At 65.2% G+C, this 20,889-nt stretch carries 19 protein-coding genes and 1 pseudogene; 10 read left to right on the forward strand and 10 right to left on the reverse strand.

Annotation, left to right across the window (positions count from 1 at the left end):
* Nucleotides 1-2 precede the first annotated feature (2 nt).
* A pseudogene (locus LPW26_RS07105) lies at nt 3-230 on the reverse strand (hypothetical protein); the annotation flags it as partial.
* A gap of 347 nt (nt 231-577) precedes the next feature.
* Between LPW26_RS07105 and LPW26_RS07110 the strand changes: the two are divergent.
* The 3 genes from LPW26_RS07110 to LPW26_RS07120 all read left to right on the forward strand — a co-directional run bounded on the left by LPW26_RS07110 (nt 578) and on the right by LPW26_RS07120 (nt 2,934).
* Nucleotides 578-1,390 carry an amino acid kinase family protein gene (locus LPW26_RS07110; protein WP_238733792.1) on the forward strand — a complete coding sequence of 271 codons (813 nt, stop codon included), beginning with the start codon at nt 578-580 and terminating at the stop codon, nt 1,388-1,390.
* Between the two features lie 9 nt (nt 1,391-1,399).
* Nucleotides 1,400-2,230, forward strand: coding sequence for an amino acid kinase family protein (locus tag LPW26_RS07115; RefSeq protein ID WP_238733794.1), 831 nt, complete (start codon nt 1,400-1,402; stop codon nt 2,228-2,230).
* A gap of 170 nt (nt 2,231-2,400) precedes the next feature.
* Nucleotides 2,401-2,934, forward strand: a complete 534-nt coding sequence (locus LPW26_RS07120; protein WP_238733796.1) for a hypothetical protein — start codon at nt 2,401-2,403, stop codon at nt 2,932-2,934.
* Between the two features lie 95 nt (nt 2,935-3,029).
* Here LPW26_RS07120 and LPW26_RS07125 read toward each other — a convergent pair whose 3' ends face one another.
* The 3 genes from LPW26_RS07125 to LPW26_RS07135 form a co-directional block, all read right to left on the reverse strand.
* Complete coding sequence (locus LPW26_RS07125; RefSeq protein ID WP_238733798.1) at nt 3,030-5,306, reverse strand: TonB-dependent siderophore receptor; 2,277 nt, start codon at nt 5,304-5,306, stop codon at nt 3,030-3,032.
* A gap of 225 nt (nt 5,307-5,531) precedes the next feature.
* The gene (locus LPW26_RS07130; protein ID WP_238733799.1) at nt 5,532-8,774 is read right to left on the reverse strand and encodes an efflux RND transporter permease subunit; all 3,243 of its coding nucleotides are present in this window, start codon (nt 8,772-8,774) and stop codon (nt 5,532-5,534) included.
* A 125-nt stretch (nt 8,775-8,899) separates the two neighbouring features.
* Nucleotides 8,900-10,099 (reverse strand): efflux RND transporter periplasmic adaptor subunit, encoded by a 1,200-nt coding sequence (locus tag LPW26_RS07135; RefSeq protein WP_238733800.1) that lies wholly within the window; start codon nt 10,097-10,099, stop codon nt 8,900-8,902.
* Nucleotides 10,100-10,300: 201 nt separating this feature from the next.
* On the opposite strand from LPW26_RS07135, the gene LPW26_RS07140 reads away from it, so the two are divergent.
* The 3 genes from LPW26_RS07140 (at nt 10,301) to yghU (ending at nt 13,306) form a co-directional block, all read left to right on the forward strand.
* Entirely contained in the window at nt 10,301-10,888 is a 588-nt protein-coding gene (locus tag LPW26_RS07140) for a TetR/AcrR family transcriptional regulator (protein ID WP_238733801.1), read from the forward strand.
* A 267-nt stretch (nt 10,889-11,155) separates the two neighbouring features.
* On the forward strand, nt 11,156-12,316 hold the full coding sequence (locus tag LPW26_RS07145) for a GGDEF domain-containing protein (protein WP_238733802.1): 1,161 nt from the start codon (nt 11,156-11,158) through the stop codon (nt 12,314-12,316).
* Between the two features lie 117 nt (nt 12,317-12,433).
* A complete protein-coding gene (gene yghU / locus LPW26_RS07150; RefSeq protein ID WP_238733804.1) occupies nt 12,434-13,306 on the forward strand; it encodes a glutathione-dependent disulfide-bond oxidoreductase in 873 nt (290 codons plus the stop codon).
* Between the two features lie 245 nt (nt 13,307-13,551).
* Here the strand turns inward: yghU and LPW26_RS07155 are convergent, their stop codons facing one another.
* From LPW26_RS07155 to LPW26_RS07170, 4 genes are read right to left on the reverse strand one after another with little or no spacing between them, the layout of a single operon-like run.
* A complete protein-coding gene (locus tag LPW26_RS07155; RefSeq protein ID WP_238733806.1) occupies nt 13,552-13,938 on the reverse strand; it encodes a group III truncated hemoglobin in 387 nt (128 codons plus the stop codon).
* 31 nt (nt 13,939-13,969) lie between these two features.
* Complete coding sequence (locus LPW26_RS07160) at nt 13,970-14,560, reverse strand: NADPH-dependent FMN reductase (protein ID WP_238733807.1); 591 nt, start codon at nt 14,558-14,560, stop codon at nt 13,970-13,972.
* Nucleotides 14,561-14,615: 55 nt separating this feature from the next.
* Nucleotides 14,616-15,113 carry an MOSC domain-containing protein gene (locus tag LPW26_RS07165; RefSeq protein ID WP_238733809.1) on the reverse strand — a complete coding sequence of 166 codons (498 nt, stop codon included), beginning with the start codon at nt 15,111-15,113 and terminating at the stop codon, nt 14,616-14,618.
* Between the two features lie 54 nt (nt 15,114-15,167).
* Nucleotides 15,168-15,563 carry a hypothetical protein gene (locus LPW26_RS07170; protein WP_238733811.1) on the reverse strand — a complete coding sequence of 132 codons (396 nt, stop codon included), beginning with the start codon at nt 15,561-15,563 and terminating at the stop codon, nt 15,168-15,170.
* Between LPW26_RS07170 and LPW26_RS07175 the strand changes: the two genes are divergently transcribed.
* Entirely contained in the window at nt 15,544-16,017 is a 474-nt protein-coding gene (locus LPW26_RS07175; protein ID WP_238733813.1) for a hypothetical protein, read from the forward strand. The genes LPW26_RS07170 and LPW26_RS07175 overlap by 20 nt on opposite strands.
* A gap of 76 nt (nt 16,018-16,093) precedes the next feature.
* A complete protein-coding gene (locus LPW26_RS07180; RefSeq protein WP_238733815.1) occupies nt 16,094-16,735 on the forward strand; it encodes a CPBP family intramembrane glutamic endopeptidase in 642 nt (213 codons plus the stop codon).
* 177 nt (nt 16,736-16,912) lie between these two features.
* Here LPW26_RS07180 and LPW26_RS07185 read toward each other — a convergent pair whose 3' ends face one another.
* Complete coding sequence (locus LPW26_RS07185; RefSeq protein WP_238733817.1) at nt 16,913-18,775, reverse strand: potassium transporter Kup; 1,863 nt, start codon at nt 18,773-18,775, stop codon at nt 16,913-16,915.
* A 283-nt stretch (nt 18,776-19,058) separates the two neighbouring features.
* Entirely contained in the window at nt 19,059-19,856 is a 798-nt protein-coding gene (locus tag LPW26_RS07190; RefSeq protein WP_238733926.1) for a tetratricopeptide repeat protein, read from the reverse strand.
* 216 nt (nt 19,857-20,072) lie between these two features.
* Here LPW26_RS07190 and LPW26_RS07195 point away from each other — a divergent pair, with 216 nt between their 5' ends.
* Both LPW26_RS07195 and LPW26_RS07200 read left to right on the forward strand, forming a co-directional pair.
* The gene (locus tag LPW26_RS07195; RefSeq protein WP_238733819.1) at nt 20,073-20,246 is read left to right on the forward strand and encodes a DUF1328 domain-containing protein; all 174 of its coding nucleotides are present in this window, start codon (nt 20,073-20,075) and stop codon (nt 20,244-20,246) included.
* Nucleotides 20,247-20,483: 237 nt separating this feature from the next.
* Entirely contained in the window at nt 20,484-20,783 is a 300-nt protein-coding gene (locus tag LPW26_RS07200) for a hypothetical protein (protein WP_238733821.1), read from the forward strand.
* Nucleotides 20,784-20,889 lie beyond the last annotated feature (106 nt).

Consider the following 20,889-nt stretch of genomic DNA (forward strand, 5'->3'; position numbering starts at 1 on the left):
GGTCAGACGTTGAACGTCGTCGACACCAGATAGGTCCGCGGCCCGCCGATGGCGACCAAGCCGCTGTAGGTAGACAAGTAGTAGCCGAAGTTCTCGACGTTCTCGATCGCCGCGCGGACAAAGATCGGCTTGCCGTTCCACGGCCACAGGAAGGTGTAGCGCGCGCCGAGATCGAACCGCGTCCAGGCTGGGAGCACTTGGGTGCTCGCGGCGTTGGCGTAGGTCTTGCCCGCCGCTCGCGACCTGGCCGCCGCAGAGCTCGGCGGCAGCGCGCCGAGCATCCCGGTGAACGGTGTCAGCTACGGCACGGGCTCCGCGCCCCGCGCCGACCGTCGTCAGGTACGACTATATAACGCCTTGTGATTGCTCACCATTATAGGGATATACCGGATTGACGCTCCCGTCCGTACCCGACAGGTTGCCACGGTTCCCTGATGAGGGGCCGCGCAACGTGCCGGGCAAGATTTGCATGTCCGGCTCACCGTTCCGGCGTCACTTTGACAATCCCTAGAGCCATTTCGGAGGACCGCATGACCGCCGTGACGGCTCGATCTGCCTATCGAAAGGACCATTCTTTATGACCACCCCGACAGCGGAGCTCGAAGCGCTCCTGATGCAGCGATCGCTGACCGATCCGGAGCTGCTCGCTGCAACCGAAGCGGCAGCCGATTACCGCATTCTGCCCGACGCCACCGTAATCAAGATCGGCGGACAGAGCATGATCGATCGTGGCCGCGCCGCGGTCTATCCCCTCGTCGACGAGATCGTCGCAGCGCGCAAGAATCATAAACTGCTGATCGGCACCGGTGCCGGTACGCGCGCGCGGCATCTGTATTCGATCGCGGCAGGGCTGAACCTGCCGGCCGGCGTGCTGTCGCAACTCGGCGCCTCGGTGGCGAGCCAGAACGCCGAGATGCTCGGCCAACTCCTAGCCAAGTACGGAATCTCCTCGGTCGGCGACGCGGGCCTGTCCGCCGTCCCGCTGTATCTGAAGGAAGTCAACGCCGTGGTGTTCTCTGGCATGCCGCCCTACGGGCTGTGGATGCGTCCCGCAGCGAACGGCGTGATCCCGCCCTATCGCACCGACGCCGGCTGCTTCCTGGTCGCCGAGCAGTTCGGCTGCAAGGCGATGATCTATGTGAAGGACGAAAACGGCCTCTACACCGCCAATCCGAAGACGGCGAAGGACGCGACATTCATTCCGAAGATCTCGGTCGACGAGATGAAGGCCAAGGGCCTGCAGGATTCGATCCTTGAATTCCCGGTGCTCGACCTGCTCAAGGCGTCACGCCACATCAGCGAGGTCCAGGTGATCAACGGCCTCGTCCCCGGCAATCTGACCCGCGCGCTCGCAGGCGAGCACGTCGGCACCATCATCACCGCGAACTGAGGAACGACCATGGCTGATACCAATCACATCAAGCACGTCGCCTCGCCGCTCGCGCGCCAGACACTGCTCGACAATGACCTCACCCGTCCCGTCGCCGGCAAGCGCCCGATCCGCATCCTGCCCTGGCTGCAAGTGGTAAAGATCGGCGGTCGCTCGATCATGGACCGCGGCGCAGAGGCAATCCTGCCGCTCGTCGACGAGCTGCGTTCGCTGTTGCCCGAACATCGCCTGCTGATCCTCACCGGCGCTGGAATCCGGGCGCGGCATCTCTACAGCGTCGCGCTCGATCTCGGCTTGCCGGTCGGCAGCCTCGCACCGCTCGCCGCCAGCGAGGCCGGGCAGAACGGCCACATACTCGCGACGCTGCTGGCTCCGGACGGAGTTTCCTATATCGAGAAACCGACGGTCGCGAGCCAGCTCGCCATTCACCTCACCGCCACCCGCGCGGTGGTGGCGAGCGCCTTCCCGCCCTACCACAACCACGAATTCCCCGGCGCCCGCATCCCGCCGCATCGCGCCGACGTCGGCGCTTTCCTGCTTGCCGACGCGCTCGGCGCGGCGGGGCTGACTATCGTCGAGGATGTCGACGGCATCTACGACATCGATCCCAATGCGCCGGCCGGCGACACCGCGCTGATGATGCGCGAGACCAGCTACGCCGACCTCGCCAAGCACGACGGCACGCTGCCGCTCGACCGCGCGCTGTTCGACGTGATGGCCAACGCGCGTCATATCGAACAGGTCCAGGTGGTCAACGGCCTCAAGCCGGGCCGGCTGACCGCCGCGCTGCGCGGTCAGCACGTCGGCACGCTGATCAAGACCGGCGCTCAACCGGCCTGAGCAAACATCCGGAAGCGCGCCGGATCCCGTTCGGCGCGCTTCCATCCCGCCTTGCTTTTGCTATCCTGCACGCAGCCGCGCCGTAAGCGCTGGCCGCGTCTCAGGAACGAGGGTTCCGACCATTTGCAAACCCGGCCGCGCTTTGCGCCGCCGAAGGTTGGAGCCGTATCATGCCGATCGCCCTCATGCGGATCGCCCTTCGGCGAACCGCGATCATTTCGCTGGGTGTTGGATTGTGGAGCAGCGTCGCCGCGGCAGCAGAGCCGAGCGGCTGCGCGGCTTTCAAATGGCCGGCCGAGCGCGAACGGGCAGTTCTCGGCGCCCGCGACACAACCCAGGCCGCCTCGGGCTCTGAACTCGCTTCACTGCCGGCGATCGCGATCACGCTGTCGCTGCGGCCGAGCGCGGACGCAGCTTTGCCGACCCCGCCGGAGCGGCCGTCGCCGGCCGAGCGGTTCGCCGGCTTTGTCCGCATCAAGCAGATCGGGAAGCCTGGCCTTTACACCGTCGCGCTGTCGAGCGGCGGATGGGTCGACGCGGTGCAGAACGGTCATCTGCTCCGGCCCGCCGATTTCAGCGGAGCCACCGATTGCAATGGCCTCCGCAAGCTGGTGCGCTACCGGCTCGTCGCCGGCGAGCTATCGCTTCAGTTCAGCGGCGTCGGCGCGAACGCCATCAGGCTCGCGATCGTCCCGGCCGATTGACCGGCACGCGGTCAATCCATTGTTGGCAACGTCGGCCTCGGCGCAACGAGCGTCACCTCGTCGGCGCAGGCTCAAGCCCAATCGCGGTCGCCATACTACCAGCGGTAGCGCAGCGTACCGATCACGGTTCGGCCCTGACTGAGATAACAGAAGCCGGCGTTGCACACCGCGATCTGTTCGTCGGCCACATTGTTGGCATTGACCGAAGCCTGGAAGCCGGCGAACTGCCGCGCCAGCTTGCCGAGATCGTAGCGCATCGCCAGATCGACCAGCGTGTAGCCGGCGTTGCGATCGGTGTTGGCGTTGGAGGTCCAGGTCGAATCGATGTAGCGCACGCCTGCGCCGAGCCCAAGTCCGTCCAGCGGACCGTTCAGGAAGGTGTAGTTCAGCCAGCTCGACGCGGTGTGCTTCGGCGTCACCGCCGGCACCTTGTTGAGCTCGCTGGCGACAGTCGTCTTGGTGATCTCGGCGTCCGCGAAAGTGTAGGCCGTCACCGTCTCGAGCTCCGGCGTCAGCCGCGCGCGGGCCTCGAGCTCGACGCCCTGGACGTGAATCTCGCCCACGGAGGCGTAATAGGCGATGCCGTTGACGTAGCCCGACAGCTTGGCGGCGTTCTTCTCGCGGAGGTCGTAGACCGAGGCGGTCAGCAGCACGTCCGGGCGCGGCTGATACTTCACGCCGCCCTCGAACTGCTCGCCCTCCGACGGCGCCAGCACGCTGCCGTCGATCGCCATCGAGGTCGACGGCTGGAACGAGGTGGCGTAGCTGACATAGGGCGCGACGCCGTTATCGAAATGATACAGCAGCCCGGCGCTATAGGAGAACGCCGCGTCGTTACGCTGTCCGGTGACGGCGTTGGTGTAGGTGTTGATGCGAGTCTGATCGGCCCAGTCGTGCCGGCCGGCGAGCGACAGGTGCCAGCCGCCCATCTGCATCTGGTCCTGCACGTAGACGCCGACCTGCTGCTGCGTCGCGCGCGAACCCGAACTGTAGTCCGGCGTGGTGCCGGCGACGCCGTAGGTCGGATTTCGGATGTCGAGCGCGTAAGCCGTCAGCGCGCTGCTGTAGCCGAGCTTGAAGTCCCAGACGTTGTGGTCGTAGTTGACGCCGGTCAGCACCTTGTGGGCAACCGGGCCGGTGACGAAATCCGCCTGCAGCGCGTTATCGGTCTGCCAGCTCGTCTGATCGTCGCCGACCGCATAGGCGGCGCGGTTGTAGATCGGCGTGGTCGCGTTGGCGAAGCTGCCGCTGAGGTAACGCGACTCGGTATGGAGCGAGCCGAACCGGGTATGCTGGCGGAAGGTGAAGACCTCGTCGAAGCGGTGCTCGACCTTGTAGCCGACCTGAGCCTGGGAAAGCTTGAGATAGTCGTAGGATGGGTCGCTGGAGCGCAGATACTGGCCGTTGACGGTCAGCAGCTTGCCGTTGCGATTGATCGCCGCGACGCTCGCGTCGGTCTCGTCCTTCTGTCCCAACGCATAAGCGGTGATCGTGGTGTCCACAGTCGGACGCCAGGTGATCGACGGCGCGAGCAGCAGCCGCTGGTCGGCGACATCGAAATTGGTGTTGCCGCTTCGGGCGACGCCGACGAGCCGATACAGCAGCGACTTGTCGGGATTGGCGGCGCCGCCGATGTCGAACGCGGTCTGGAAGCGGTCGAACGTGCCGGCCTGTACGGCGATCTCGTTGACCTGATTTGCGACAGGGAATTTCGAGCGGCGATCGACCAGACCGCCCGGCACCGACTGGCCGTACAGAACGGCGGCCGGCCCCTTGATGATCTCGACGCTGCCAAGCTGATACGGCTCCGTTCGGAAGGTCGAGAAGCCGGCGGGATACTGCTTCAGCCCGTCGCGGAAGTCGCCGAGCGTGGTCGTCGCGAAGCCGCGGATGTAGATCTGGTCGAAGCGCGGGTCATAGCCGTAGCCGCCGGTGGTGACGCCGGCCGAATAGCGCACCGCTTCGGGGATGCTGGTGACGCCGCGATCGTCGAGCTCCTTGCGGTCGACGACGCTGACCGACCGCGGCGTGTCAATCAGCGGCGTATCGGTCTTGGAGGCCGAGCTCGACGTGCCCGCAACGTAGCTGTGGCTGCCCGGATAGATTCGGTCGTTGACCGAAAGCGACGGCGTCGACGCGATCTGGCGCGACGGTTGCGGCGCGCGAGCGGATCGCGCGTTCCGTGCAGCCGCCCGCGCTGGCCGGGTCGCTGCGCTGCGCGCCCGTTGTTGCTGCTGCGGCGCGTCGACCGTGACCGCAGGCAGATTGGATTGCGCATGCGCGCTGTCCGGAAGGTCGGTCGCCAACGCGATGAGGCTGACCGTGCAAAGCAGGGCAGCCTGCTTCGTCGCTTTTCTTGTTCGAACGTCCATGTCCACAAATCCGATGATGCTGCTGGCGTGCCAGCGTCATCGGTCGTGTAAACTCAGTCGGATCGTCGCGCACGACTTGAGGAATAGAATTCATCCAGAGAAGTCGCTGCGGGACAGCGACATCTTGAAATAATCGCGCGACGATTTGTCCCGCCGCTTCGGATTAGAATCGTTCGGAAATGACGGCGACGACACCAACAAGCAAGCTGATCACGCAGCTTGCGCCTACTCGTGAGGCATCGGCACGCGCTCCGAGCGAGGTTCTGGCTCGGGCGCGTGCGATGCGTGCGGCTGTGTCGGGGCATCGACGACAGTCGCCTCCCCGTGCTGAGTGAGCGGCCGGTTGCCGGCGAGCGCGCGGAGCAGCACGTAGAACATTGGTGTGAAGAAGATGCCGAACGCGGTGACGCCGATCATTCCGGCGAACACCGCGACGCCCATGGCGTGGCGCATTTCGGAGCCGGCGCCGGTCGAGGTTACCAGCGGCACGACGCCCATGATGAACGCCATTGAGGTCATCAGGATCGGCCGCAGCCGCAGCCGGCTGGCCTCGATCGCCGCCTGGATCGGCTTGCGCCCGGCGAACTCCAGTTCGCGCGCGAACTCCACGATCAGAATCGCGTTCTTCGCCGACAGGCCGACCAAAACGATGAGTCCGATCTGGGTGAAGACGTTGTTGTCGCCTTTGCTGATCCAGACGCCGAACATCGCGGCCAGCAGCCCCATCGGCACGATCATGATGATCGACAGCGGCAGCGTCAGGCTTTCGTACTGTGCGGCGAGCACCAGGAACACCAGCAGCAGCGCCACCGGGAACACGATCAGCGACGAATTGCCGGCGATGATCTCCTGATAGGTCAGCTCGGTCCATTCATAGGAAACGCCCTTGGGCAGCGTCTCCTTGGCGACGCGGGCGATCGCATCCTGCGCCTGCCCGGTGGAGAAACCGGGCGCGGCGCCGCCGCTGACGTCGGCGGTGAGGAAGCCGTTGTAGCGCATCGCCCGCTCCGGCCCGGCGCTCTCCTTGACGCGTAGCAGCGTCGCCAGCGGAATCATCTCGCCCGAGTCGGAGCGCACCTTGAGCTGGCCGATGTCGTCGGCACGCGCCCGATACTTGGCGTCGGCCTGCACGCGCACCGAATAAGTGCGTCCGAAGCGGTTGAAGTCGTTGACGTAGAGCGAGCCGAGATAGATCTGCATGGTCTCGAAGATCGACGTCACCGGCACGTTGAGCTGCCGCGCCTTGGTGCGGTCGACGTCGGCATACAGCTGCGGGACGTTGATCTGGTAGCTGGTGAACAGCCCGGCCAGCTCCTTCTGCTCGGATGCCTTGCCGACGAACGCCTTGGTGGCGTCGCTCAGCGCCTCGTAGCCGAGGCCGGCGCGGTCCTCGATCTGCAGCTTGAAGCCGCCGATGGTGCCGAGGCCGGCGACCGGCGGCGGCGGGAACATCGCGATGAAGGCGTCCTGAATGCCGGCGAACTTCTGGTTCAGCGACATCGCGATAGCATTGCCGCTCAGCGACTTGTCCTTGCGCTCGGCGAAGTCCTTCAGGCCGATGAAGACGATGCCGGAGTTCGACGAGTTGGTGAAGCCGTTGATCGACAGACCCGGAAACTGGATCGAGTTCTCGACGCCGGGCTCCTTCTGGGCAATCTCGCCCATTCGGCGGATCACTTCCTCGGTGCGGTCCAGCGTGGCGCCGTCCGGCAGTTGCGCGAAGCCGACCAGATATTGCTTGTCCTGCCCCGGCACGAAGCCGCCCGGCACGGCGTGGAACAGCCAGCCGGTGACGCCGACCAGCACGAGATACACCGCCATGCCGATTGTGCGCCGCGAGATCACACGCTTGACGCCGCCGCCATAGGCTTCCGAGCTGCGCGTGAAGAACCGGTTGAAGCGCACGAAGAACCAGCCGAGCGTCCTGTCCATGAAACGCGTCAGCGCATCCTTCGGCGCGTCATGGCCCTTCAGCAGCAGAGCAGCCAGCGCCGGCGACAGCGTCAGCGAGTTGAACGCGGAGATCACCGTGGAGATCGCGACGGTCAGGGCGAACTGCTTGTAGAACTGCCCGGTGAGACCGCTGATGAAGGCGAGCGGCACGAACACCGCGACCAGCACCAGCGCGATCGCGATGATCGGCCCTGTCACTTCGCGCATCGCCTGATAGGCGGCCTCCTTGGGATTGAGCCCGCGCTCGATGTTGCGCTCGACGTTCTCGACCACGACGATGGCGTCGTCGACCACGATGCCGATCGCCAGCACCAGCCCGAACAATGTCAGCGCGTTGATTGAAAATCCGAAGACGTGCATCACCGCGAAGGTGCCGATCACCGACACCGGCACCGCGATCAGCGGGATGATCGACGCCCGCCATGTCTGCAGAAACAGGATGACGACCAGCACCACCAACGCCACGGCCTCGAGCAGCGTGTGGATCACGGCTTCAATCGAGGCGCGGACGAACTGGGTCGGGTCGTAGACGATGTCGTAGTCGACGCCGTCCGGCATGTTGTCCTTGAGCTCCTTCATCGTCCTGCGGACGTTGTCGGAGATCTGGATGGCGTTGGAGCCCGGCGACTGGAAGATCGGAACCGCGACCGCGGACTTGTTGTTGAGCAGCGAACGCAGCGCATAATCGGCCGCACCGAGTTCGATCCGCGCAACGTCGCGCAGCCGCACCACTTCGCCGTTGTCGCCGTTCTTGACGATGATGTCGCCGAATTCGTCCTCGGTCTGCAACCGCCCCTGGGCGTTGATCGAGAGCTGCAGATCGAGTCCCGGCTCGCCGGGCGAACTGCCGACCTGCCCGGCCGCCGCCTGGACGTTCTGGGCGCGGATCTCGCGCACCACGTCGCTCGGCGACAGGCCGCGCTCGGCGACCTTCTGCGGGTCGAGCCAGATCCGCATGGAGTAATCGCCCGAGCCGAACAGCTGCACCTGGCCGACACCCTCGATCCGCGCCAGCCGATCCTTGACGTTGAGCACCGCGTAGTTGCGCAGATAAGTCATGTCGTAACGGTCGTTCGGCGACATCAGATGCACGACCATGGTGAGGTCGGGCGAGCTCTTGATGGTCGTGACGCCGAGCGCGCGCACTTCGGCCGGCAGCCGCGGCTCGGCTTGCGACACGCGGTTCTGCACCAGCTGCTGCGCCTTGTCGGGATCGGTGCCGAGCCGGAAGGTGACGTTGAGCGTCATGCGGCCATCGGTGGTCGCCTGGCTGCTCATATAGAGCATGTTCTCGACGCCGTTGATCTGCTCCTCGATCGGCGTCGACACCGTTTCGGCGATCACCTTGGGATTGGCGCCGGGATAGTTGGCGGTGACCACGATGGTGGGCGGTGCCACTTCGGGATATTCGGAGATCGGCAGCACCGGCAGCGATAGCAGGCCGGCGAGAAAGATCACCGCCGACAGCACGCCTGCGAAGATCGGGCGATCGATGAAAAACTTGGAAAAATTCATGGCTGTGTCCGTATCGATCCGCTGGTTCGCGGGCGCAGAAATCCTGGCGCGACCGAGGCGTCGGCCGCGCGGCTGTCGATTGTGACGTGAGGGATCAGGTCCCGCGCTAGCGGGATCAGGATCGGTTAGTTCTGTGCGAGCGCATTGCCGGTCGTGGCGCCGGCGCCGTCCATCGCCACCGTCTCGGGCTTGATGGTCGCGCCGGGCCGGACCCGCTGCAGGCCGTTGACGACGATGCGCTCGCCTTCCTTCAGCCCGGAGGCGACGATGCGCATGCCGTCGACCGATGCGCCGAGCGTCACTTCGCGATACTCGGCGTGGTTCTCGGCATCGACTACCATCACGAATTTCTTGTTCTGGTCGGTGCCGACCGCGCGCTCGCTGACCAGCAGCGCCGGCTCGGGCTTGGGCTGGCCCATCGACAGCCGCGCGAACTGGCCTGGCATCAGCCGGCCCTCGGCATTGTCGAACACGGCGCGCACCCGCACCGTGCCGGAGCGCGGATCGACCTGGTTGTCGACGAACTGCATCTTGCCTTTGACGGGCGCCGAGTCCGCGCCGGTCGTCATTTGCACCGGGATCCGGTCGATCGCGCCCGGCGTCTTCTCGTCGGCCAGCGTCTTCAGCGCGCGGGCGACAACCTGCTCGTCGGCATTGAAGCTGGCATAGATCGGATTGACCGAGACCAGCGTTGTCAGCAGCGGCGAACTCGGCCCGGCAGCAATCAGATTGCCGACTGTGATCTCGACCTTGCCGATCCGGCCCGCCACGGGCGCACGGATCTCGGTGTAGCTGAGGTTCAGCTCCGCGGTCCGCAACGCGGCCTCGGCGGTCTTCACATTGGCTTCCGCCTCGCGATAGGCGTTGAGGCGGTTGTCGACCTCGCGCTGGGTGATGCTGGAGCTCGAGAGCTGCTGGCTGCGCTCGACATCCGCCTTGGTGAACACGACGCGGGCGCGCGCAGCGGCCAGCTGGGCCTGCGCCCGGTCGACCTCGGCGGCGTAGAGCGACGGATCGATGATCACCAGCAGGTCGCCCTTGTTGACCAGCGCGCCCTCGCGGAACCGGATCTCCTGCACGGCGCCGGCGACACGCGAGCGGATCTCGACCCGTTCGATCGCCTCCAGGCGCCCGGAGAACTCTTCGGATGGCGTCGTCGCCTTGGACTCCACAGTCGCGACCGAGGCTGTCACCGCGGGCGGCGGCGCGGCCGGCCCGGCCTGCGCCGCCGTGCGGTCGATCAGCGCAGCGCTACCCGCCAGGGCAGCCGAGATCGCCACAATGCCTGCGCCGAGCGTTACGTTTCGAGCGAAAGTCTTGGCCATCGTGATTCCCATTCACCGTCAGCGAGCTTGCTAAAAGCCCTGCAAATTCAGTAACTCACCCGTGCAACCAGCGTCCCATGCAGGAACATAATACCACGCTGCAGTGCACATATCCATACCGTCCGGTATAAATGGACGCTCGACATCCGCTGTCAAGAGACTTATCTACCGTTTGGTAGAAAACTGTGGAGGTGCTTCAAAATGGCCATCGGCCGACCCCGCGAATTCGACGTCGACACGGCGCTCGACCTCGCTCTGCACGTGTTTTGGCGCAAGGGGTACGAGGGGACCTCGATGTCCGACCTCACCGAGGCAATGGGCATCACCAAGCCGAGCCTGTACGCAGCGTTCGGCAACAAGGAAGATCTGTTCCGCAAGGCGCTCGATCGCTACGTCGATGGCCCCGGCGGCTACTATCAGGCCGGCCTGGAGAAGCCGACAGCGCGCGAGGTGGTTGAGCACATTCTGTTTGGCGCTGCCGATGCGATGACCGATCCGGACAACCCCGGTTGTCTCGCCGTGCAGGGCGCGCTGTGCTGCGGCGAAGCTGCAGAAACCATCAAGCAGGAATTGGCCGCGCGCCGCGCCAAGTCTGAACAGCAACTATGCGAGCGGCTCGGCCGGTCGATCGCCGAAGGCGACCTGCCCGCCTCGGCCGATGCCGGCGACCTCGCCCGCTACGTCTCCGCGATCCTGCAAGGCATAGCCGTCCAGGCCGCCGGCGGCGCCTCGCGCGATCAGTTGCGCAAGCTCGCCGACATGGCGCTCCGCAGCTGGCCGCCGGTCTGAGCATCGCCCTCCGCCCTCGTCATTCCGGGGCGTGACGCGCAGCTGCGCGAACCCGGAATCCGGCAGCTATTGAGCGCCCTCTTGGTCGATCGGCAGAGATTCCAGGTTCGGGCTGCGCGGGCCTCGAAATGACCGGGGGAGAGCTTGCAGCTCACAAGCGGTCAGGTCTTGTTCATTGACCGAGCGTTAACACTGCCGTGTCGATAGTGCGCCGCCGCGTCCTTGTTGCCATTGATTGTTAGGAACTCGCGACGAATGGTGCCGCGTATGCCGCTCTCGTTGTTCACCAGGTTCTTGCATCCCGATCCGCGGATTCGCCGCGAACTGGTCGAGCTGCTCTACTCGTCGTTGCCGCAGGTCGCGGCGATCGGCGTCACCTCGGTGACCGGTGCTGTGGCGCTGACGCTGATCAGCGGCGACATCGGCTATGCGGTGATCTCGGCGGCCATCGCGATTTTTGCCACCGCGCGGGTATTCTCGTTGCTGCGCTACAAAGCGCGTGCGGCGAACTTCAACGATGCCGATGTCGTGCGTTGGGAATTCCTCTACGCGGCAGGTGCCTCGGCCTTCAGCCTGGCGCTCGGTGCGCTGTCGTTCCGCGCGCTGTGGCTCGGCGACGCAGCGGGCGCGTGGATCGCGTTCGGTCTGGCGATGTCGTATTGCGTCGGCATGGTGTCGCGCGCGGCGATCCGGCCCTGGATCATTCTCACTGCGTCCGCCATGCTGCTGATCCCGATCAGTACCGCCGGTCTGATGCGTCCCGAACTCGCCTACAAGATCGGCGCCGGCATGCTGGTGCTGTTCTGGCTGACACTGCGCGAAGCTTCCAAGCATCTCAGCGCCGCCTTCATCGAACGTCTTGAAGCCAAGCATCGGCTGTCGCGTCAGGCGACGCACGATTTCCTCACCGACCTGCCGAACCGCGCCGGCTTCCTCGAAGCCTTGGCCGACATGCGCGGCAGCTTCACGCTGATCGCGGTCGATCTCGATGGCTTCAAGCCGATCAACGACCGTCACGGCCACCATGCCGGCGACGATCTGCTGCGCCAGGTCGCCGCGCGGCTCAAAGCGTGCGCAGGCTCGGACGGCATAGCTGCGCGTTTCGGCGGTGACGAGTTCATGCTGCTGAAGCCGATCACGGAGGGAGACCCCGGCCGCGACGAGGCGCTGCAGCTTGCGCGTGGCGCAGTGCTGGATCTGTCGACACCGTTCCTGCTGTCGGATCTGCCGGTGCGGATCGGCGCCAGCGCCGGACTGGTGATCAGCGACGGCACCACGGCACATACCACGACGCAACTGCTCGAGCGCGTCGACCGTGCGCTGTATGCGGCCAAGCGTTCCGGCGGCGGCTGTGCGCGGCCGGAAGCGGACGCCGACCACCCGGTCACATCGACTGCTGCAACGCAGGGCGGCTTGTCGGCCGCGTAGCGCGGCGGCGCGATCACGCGTCTTTGCAGAGCGCCGATCGCCCCCCGCCCCTTGCAAAGCATGGCGGCTTCGCCATTGTTTCCCAACCCGCAACGACAAGAGCAACCGGAGCCGCTGATGACCGACGCCCCCTATACGCCGCCGAAAGTCTGGACCTGGGACAAGGAGAACGGCGGCAAGTTCGCGTCGATCAATCGCCCGATTGCCGGCCCCACGCATGACAAGGAGCTGCCCGTCGGCAAGCACCCGCTCCAGCTCTATTCGCTGGCGACGCCGAACGGTCAGAAGGTCACCATCATGCTCGAGGAGCTGCTGGCGCTCGGCCACAGCGGCGCCGAATACGACGCCTGGCTGATCAAGATCGGCGACGGCGATCAGTTCTCGTCGGGCTTCGTCGAGGTCAATCCGAACTCGAAGATTCCGGCCCTGCTCGACCGCTCGGCGAACCCGCCGATCCGCGTGTTCGAGTCGGGCTCGATCCTGCTTTATCTGGCGGAGAAGTTCGGCGCGTTCTTGCCGACCACGCCGGCGGGCCGCACCGAATGCCTGAACTGGCTGTTCTGGCAGATGGGCAGCGCGCCGTATCTCGGCGGCGGCTTCGGCCATTTCTACGCCTACGCGCCGGAGAAGTGGGAATACCCGATCAACCGTTTCGCGATGGAAGTGAAGCGGCAGATGGACGTGCTCGACCGCCGTCTCGGCGAGACCGCGTATCTCGCCGGCTCCGAATACAGCATCGCCGACATCGCAGTGTGGCCGTGGTACGGCGGCCTCGCCAGCGGCTGGCTGTACGGCGACAGTGCGACCTTCCTCGACGTCGCCAGCTACACCAACGTGCAGCGCTGGACCAAGGCGATCGCCGACCGCCCCGCCGTCAAACGCGGCCGCATGGTCAACCGCGTCTCCGGCGATGCCTCCACCCAACTCCACGAACGCCACGACGCCAGCGACTTCGACAGCAAGACGCAGGACAAGATCGGCGCGAAGTAAGCGCGGGACCAATCGTCCCCAATCAACCGGGTGACGAACGGAAGCACCGCCCCTCCCCGTCATTCCGGGATGCGCTGCGCAGCAGCGCAGGCCCGGGATCCATAGGCCTCGGACTCGCGTTGGAATTTCTGACGGCCGGCGACGTGTCGAACAGCTGATACTGGTGGTTATGGATTCCGGGCTCGCGTTTCGCGCGCCCCGGAATGACGAGAGGTCGATGAGTAACGAACGACGATCGCTAACTACTACACACTATGCCTCGGCCCCGCGACACGGCCCTGCGTCGTCGCGATCCCCATTTCGAAACTGTCGGCGATGCGGCGGGCGCGGATGATGAAGGCGGCGGCGACGTCGGGTGCGAACAGTTCGGTAGCCGTCGCCTCGAACAATTTCAGCCAGCGGTCGAAATGCGCGGGTTCGAGGCCGAGCATCAGATGCGGCCGCATCGGCCGACCGCCGTAACGGCCGGTCTTGAGCAGCATCGACGACCAGAAATCGCTGATCTGCGCGATGTGATGATCCCAGTCGGCGACCGCGCGATTGAAGATCGGACCGATCTCGTCGTCCTCGCGCGCCCGGGCGTAGAAGGTGCGAACGAGCTGGGCGATCTCGGCTTCGGTGATGTCGTGCATGGCGAATATGTAGGGTGCGACAGGCCCGCGCTCAATAAGGCGGTTTGACCTTGGCGCGCTGCGCCTTCGCGGCGTCGGCCCACCAGGCGAGATCGTCGGCGAAGCGCGGGAACGCGCGCGCCAGCGACTTGCCGCCGTCGCCGATAGGCGCGCCGCTGTCGTCCAACGTCTGCGCGATCGGCCCGACCCCGAGCGTCGACGAGATCACCACCATGCCCATCTCGCTCAGCGTACCATGCCATGCAGTGGCGGCACGCACGCCGGAGAAACGCCCGGCCGAATAGCTGGCGATCGCGGCCGGCCGCCAGAACCACTCGTCGAGAAAATGATCGGTGAGGTTCTTCAGGCCCGGCTGGACTCCCCAATTGTATTCGCCGGTGACGAACACGAAGCCGTCGGCGCCGCGGATCTTGTCGGCGAGCGCCTGCATCGCGGCCGGCGCCTCGCCCTTGGGATATTCCTTGTACATCCGGTCGAGCATCGGCAGGCCGATCGCCTTTGCGTCGATCAATTCGGCGTCGTCACCGCGTTCGCGTAGTTGCGCGACCAGATAGTTGGCGAGGCGGATCCCCATCCGGTCGGAGCGATACGAGCCGTACAGCACGAGCAGACGGAGAGACATCGGCGAACTCCCTGGTGTTCCTCGGCGCCGCGCAGATGCGGCGCCCGCATCCATCCTAAACGCGCTCGACCGGGTCGCCGATCCGCACCGTGCCGCCCTCGACCACGCGGGCCGTGATGCCGCCGCGGCCACGTATGGCATTGTAGCCGCCGACTCCGAAGGTCGCTTCCATTTTGCTGCACGGTGCGCACTCGCCGGATCCTTCCAGCAGCGCCGCTCCGATCCGGAAGCGCTGCCCCTTCAGGGCGACGAGATTGATGCCGCGGGTCACCAGATTCCGGCGCAGCAGTTCCGGGGCGACGCTGTCGCGGCCGAGGAACGCCGCAATGGCGGCGAGGTCTTCGGCGGCGATCAGCGTGACCTGCCGGGCGCCGTCGCGGGTCGTGCGATAGCGGTCGCCGACAATGCCGGTCTGCGCGATCAGCGTCGCCTCCTCCGGCAACGTCATCGCGGCGTGGCGCGCCGGACGCAGGCCGATCCATGTCAGGAGGCCCGGCCGCATCGGAGCGGCGATCAGCCTGCCGAGCGGTGTGTCAGGTGAAAGCCCGGTCATGCCGCCTGCAAAGCTGTTGCCGGCCGCGAATCGGGTTGTGCGGCTTGCAAGCGCTCAGGTCTTCGGCGGCTTTGGAAGGGCGTCGGCGAAGCCGTTGTAGCAGGCCAGTCGCTCGTCCTGTTCCTTGGTGAAGCGGCAATCGGCGACGGCCTTGGCGGTGACCTGCTTGGCGCCCTTCTTCGGTGCCTTCGGCTTCGGCGGGAAGATCGCGTCGTAGCAGTCGAGCCGCTCTCTGCTGCCGTCCTCGATCTCGAGGCAGGCCTGCAACTGAGACGCGACTGAGGGTTTTCCGGACTTGTCCTGCTTGGCGCCGTCGGTCTTAGCCATCTTGTCGCCGCGCGGCTTGACCTGCACCAGCGGCCGATCGCCGACCATCGGCGGAGTGCCCGCATTTTGCGCCAGCGCTGCGCTCGAAGCCAGCAGCGCAACCATGACCATCATCGTTTTCATCGAGATCCCCGTCGAATGCGCTCAGCCGTGCGCGACCGCAACCAGCGTTTGCTCAAAACCGTCAGCTACCTCAAATCCGAGCGCCGCGGCGACGTCAAGCGCATTGCCGAACCGCAGCTGCGGTTTCACACCGCACCCCAGCTCAGCGTGCAAATTGAGGCGACTTTGCGGCCATGGAACCCTGAGCCGACTTCTGGAAACGGCCGCGTATCTGAGGTATCAGGCAGGTATGAGACTTGTGCTGATCGCCCTCCTGCTCGCCACCTCGTTACCGGCCGCTTACGCCGCCGATGACAAACGTCCGGCTGCCAAGCAAACGACGTTTCCGAAACAGGCGAGAGGCAATCCGTGCACGGTCTACGGCCCCGGCTTCGTCCAGGTCGAAGGCGGTAGCACTTGCGTCCGGATCGGCGGCGCCCTCGACGTCGGGGCCGGAGTCAGCAGCCGGCGCTGAGTCAGCCTGCCCTTTCAGATCGTCGGCTGGCGCGGATGTGACTGGCATCATCTGGCGAAATGCCGATGATGCACCGATGACAGATTTGCGACAGGGTGCGCGCGCCGCAGCCGATATCCCCAGCTTCGTGACACGCCCGCTGCTACCGCTGGCCGGGCTGGCACTGCTGCTTGCCGCGCCGGGGCTGGCGATCCAGTTCGGATTGCTGCCGTTCGGTTATCGCATGCACATCCTCATTCTGGTGTCGGGGCTGTGCGTCGGGCTCTGCGTCTGGGCCGGCGTGTCGTTCGCGGAGCTCGGCTTCGGCAGGCCGCATCAATGGCGGCACTGGCTCGGCTGCGCCGCGGTCACCGGCGCGATCGCGGCGGTGATGCTGCTGCAGACGCAAATGTTCGCGTTCGATGCCAAGCCACCGGCCTGGCTCAGCTTCGCGCCGTTCTACGTACTGGTGTCGAGCCCCTGCCAGGAAGTGGTGTGCCGCTCGATTCCCAAACTCATCACCGACCGGCTGGCGCGCGGCGGTTGGGCCTATGTGCTGTATTCGGCGGCGATGTTCTCGCTGATCCACCTCTGCTACGGCGATCCGGCGCTGTTGCTGAATACCTTTCTGCTCGGGCTGGTGTGGGGCGCCGCCTATCTGTGGATGCGCAATATCTGGCCGCTGATCGTCTCGCACGCGGCGATCGGCACCCTCGCCTTCGCGCTCGGTCTTGCCTGAACGCAAAGGCTGTCCTGGCAGGGCTCAGCGGCCACCGATCAGCGCATGGGCCGGCAGACGCTGCAGACAGTCGGGATAGCCGACGCTGCCGACCGCATATCTGCTGACGGTGGACTGCGCGCAATTACGTGGAAGAGTCTTTAGCGCCGCGGCAACCGCTCCGCCCTCGCATCTGAATCAGATTTCGAGCTGCGTGCCCAGTTCGACGACGCGGTCGGTCGGGATCTTGAAGAAGGTCGTCGCCCGCGTGGCGTTCAGCGTCATGAAGGTGAACAACCGCTCGCGCCACAGCGCCATGCCGGGATTGAGGCTCGGCACGAAGGTCTCGCGGCTGAGAAAGAACGAGGTCGACATCATGTTGAACTCGTGCCCGAACTGCTTGCACAGCGCGAGCGCCGCGGGAACGTCCGGCGTCTGCATGAAGCCGTAGCGGATGATCAGGCGATGGAAGCCGTCTCCGATATCGGTCATCAGCACCCGCTCGCTGTCGGGCACGTAAGGCGTTTCTGCGGTCATCACCGTCGCCAGCACCACGCGTTGATGGACGGTCTGGTTGTGCTTGAGGTTGTGCAGCAGCGCCGGCGGAACGCCGTCGGTCGCGGCGGTCAGGAACACCGCCGTGCCGCGCGCCCGCGACACGTTCGGGCCGAGTGCGCGTAGCACGACGTCGAGTGGCACGGCCTGCTTCTTCAATTGCTTGCGCACCAGCGCGCGGCCGCGCCGCCATGTCGTCAGCACCGTGAACGAGATGAAGCCGATGAACAGCGGAAACCAGCCGCCCTGCGCCACCTTGATGATATTTGCGGCGAAGAATGCGAAGTCGACGGCGAGCAGCGTGCCGATCACGGCGATCACCAGCGCCATGTTCCAGCGCCACAGCAACGCCATCACGAACGACACCAAAATGGTGTCGATCATCATCGTGCCGGTGACGGCGATGCCGTAGGCTGCAGCCAGATTGCTCGACGACTGGAAGCCGATCACCAGCGCCATCACGGCGAGGTACAGCGTCCAGTTGGTGAACGGCACGTAGATCTGGCCCGCTTCCTCGCCCGAGGTGTGAACGATGGTCATGCGAGGCAGCAGGCCGAGCTGGATTGCCTGCCGTGCGACTGAATAGGCGCCGGAGATCACGGCCTGCGAAGCGATCACCGCCGCGGCCGTGGCGAGCGCCACCATCGGCACCACCATCCACTCCGGGCCCATCCGGAAGAACGGATTCTGGATCGCGCTGGGATCGTGGATCAGCAGCGCGCCCTGCCCGAAATAGTTCAGCAGCAGCGCCGGCAGCACCAGGCCAAACCAGGCCAGCCTGATCGGAAACCGGCCGAAATGGCCCATGTCGGTGTACAGCGCTTCGCCGCCGGTCACCGCCAGCACGACCGAGCCGAGCGCGTAGAAGCTCATCAGCGGATGCCGGAACACGAATTCGAACGCGTAGACCGGATTGATCGCCAGCAGCACGTCCGGCGAGCGCACGATGTTGGCGACGCCGAGCACGGCGAGTGCGACGAACCACAGCGTCATGACCGGGCCGAACAGCCGCCCGACCAGCCCCGTTCCGCGTGACTGGATCGCGAACAGCCCCGTCAACACGACTGCTGTAATGGGTACGACGTAGAGCTTCAGGTCCGGCGTCACGACTTCGAGGCCTTCGACCGCGCTGAGCACCGAAATCGCCGGGGTGATCATGCTGTCGCCGTAAAACAAAGCCGCGGCGATCACGCCCAGCATCATCAGCGGATAATGCACCCGTCGGCCGCGCGTCAGCTCGGTGACCAGCGCCAGCAGCGCCAGACTGCCTCCCTCGCCGTGGTTGTCGGCACGCATGATGACGATGACGTATTTCACCGTGACCAGCAGCATCACGGTCCAGAACACCAGCGACAGCACGCCGAAGATATTCTCCGGCGTCACCGCGATCGGGTGATGGCCGGCGAAGGTTTCCTTCAACGCGTAGAGCGGACTGGTGCCGATGTCGCCGAACACCACGCCGATCGTGCTGATCAGCAGGCCGACATGGGTCTTTTGCTGGCTCATAACTCGCCCTCTGGCGCGATCGATTGTTCGGCGGGGGCACAGGGCGCGCGCCGCTCGTGTTCGACGCCGCAATCCGAACAACGCACCGGCCGAGCCTGTAGGCCGGCGTCCGATCCCGATCCCGCGTTTCTATTCATAGCGGCCGTGCTCTGTTGTTGACCTGGATCAGACGGCGCCGGCTCGGACAGGCGGCTACGCCGACGATCCAGACGGTCATCCCGATCACTCGCTAGCAGATTTTCAAGTCAGGACGGAATGCCCCGAAGAGGATGCTCCAAACGTCCTAGAAGCACAGATTGGTCACAAGCTTCCCCTGCTTGTCCTTAATCGCGTACGGGCAGTCCGCCCGCTTCAGCGCCGCCGCGGCATCGGCGTTGCCGAGGGCCGCAGCCTTCTCGTAGAATCCCTTGGCAGCGCCTGCATCCTTCGGGCCGCCGCGGCCAGTCTGAGCGAATGCACCCATCCGCTCCAGCGCGCCGGCATGGCCCTGCGCCGCTGCTTTGTCAAACAGCGCCCGAGCGCCGACGTCGTCCTTGGCGCCGCCAATGCCTTCCGCCAGCATCAGGCCGAGCTGATATTGCGCCTCCGCATTGGTCTCCGCACCCTTGGCGAGCAGCGCGCGGGTCTTGACCGGATCCGACGAACCGCCGCCGCCGAGCGCGGCGAGATTGCTGATGCCACGCGGATTGCCGGCTTCCGCCGCCTTGGCGAACAGCTGTCGCGCCTGCGCCTCATCCTTGGTCACGCCAGCGCCGGTCGCATAGGCGACGCCGAGTTCGACCATCGCCGAGGTGCTGCCCTTCGCCGCCGCCTTACGGAACGCTGCGAGCGCCTCCGCCGGCTGTTGGTTCGCCGCATAGGCGCGGCCGAGCGCATACATCGCGCGACGGGACCCGGCCGATGCTGTCCGGCAATATTTGATCGCGGTTTCGACGTCGCCGGCCGCGATCTCCGCCGCGCCCTTGATGCCTGCGGGCTTGTCGGGATCCGCTGGATCAGCTGCGATCCGGTCGCACAGCACCAGATCAGCGGATTGCGACAGAGCGACTGACGCTGACACCGTCAACAGCAGGGTCGACATCGCCAAAGATCGCGTGATCGAATTCCAGATCTTCATTGTCGTCTCATCGTCCCTCGGCGCGCCGGGTGCCGCGGCGGCAATCTAGCCGATCACCCTCGCGCTTCAAACCGTGCGACGGCGCTAAGCATGCCACTCATCGGGCGATCTCCACCGTGAATTGCGGAACCTTGGACCGCTCTCCTCGTTCAAGCAGCATAATTCACGAGGAACACATCGATGACGATCTTGAAATGGGCCCTGATTTTTCTGGTGATTTCCGTGATCGCCGGCATCTTCGGCTTCACAGGCATTTCGGCCGCGTCCGCCGACTTGGCTCGGATCCTGTTCTACATCTTCGTCGTGATCTTCATCGTGCTGCTCATTCTCGGCTTCACGATCTTCAAAGCCTAGAGCTACCCTTCGGATCCCAGCGTGCTGCCCCTCCCCCGCCGTGCGACGCATGGCGGGGTTCTCACTATGAGACTACCACCTTAGGCTGCCGCGCAGTTTCAGTGAAACCGTCCTGGCTTGATCTGCCGCAATCACGACTGATCAATTTCGACCAAGGTGGCACACAGACGCACTGATTCGATATTGCAATGCAGCATCTGCTCAACTACGTATCGCATCAATACATTGGGGCGAGTCATGAGCGGCGAAGACTGGAATACGAAGTATGGTGTGCGGCGCGTGAGGCGCGATCCTCCGACCCTGGAGGAAGCGATCTTCGCTGCCATGGGCATCACCGACGACGTCGAGTCACAGGCCGAGATCGCAGCCTCGCTGATGGGCCTGCCGATCGAGCAGGTTCAGAGCGAAGTGCGCAAGGCCGGCCGCGCCGCCGCCCGTACCACCCGGGTGATCACCGGAGAGCAAGGCAGCCAGCGTTCGGTCGTGGTCGAACGCCGCGTCTCCCGTCGCATCATCGGCAACGACAAGCGGATCTGAGCGCGGCACGCACGCGCGCGGTCGTTGATTGTCCAGACGAACGATCAGACGTGAAAAAACGCCGCATGCTGAGCACGCGGCGTTTTCGTTTGTGCAATCGGAGTAG

The organism is Rhodopseudomonas infernalis, assembly GCF_022271405.1.
Classification (GTDB): Bacteria; Pseudomonadota; Alphaproteobacteria; order Rhizobiales; family Xanthobacteraceae; genus Rhodopseudomonas; species Rhodopseudomonas infernalis.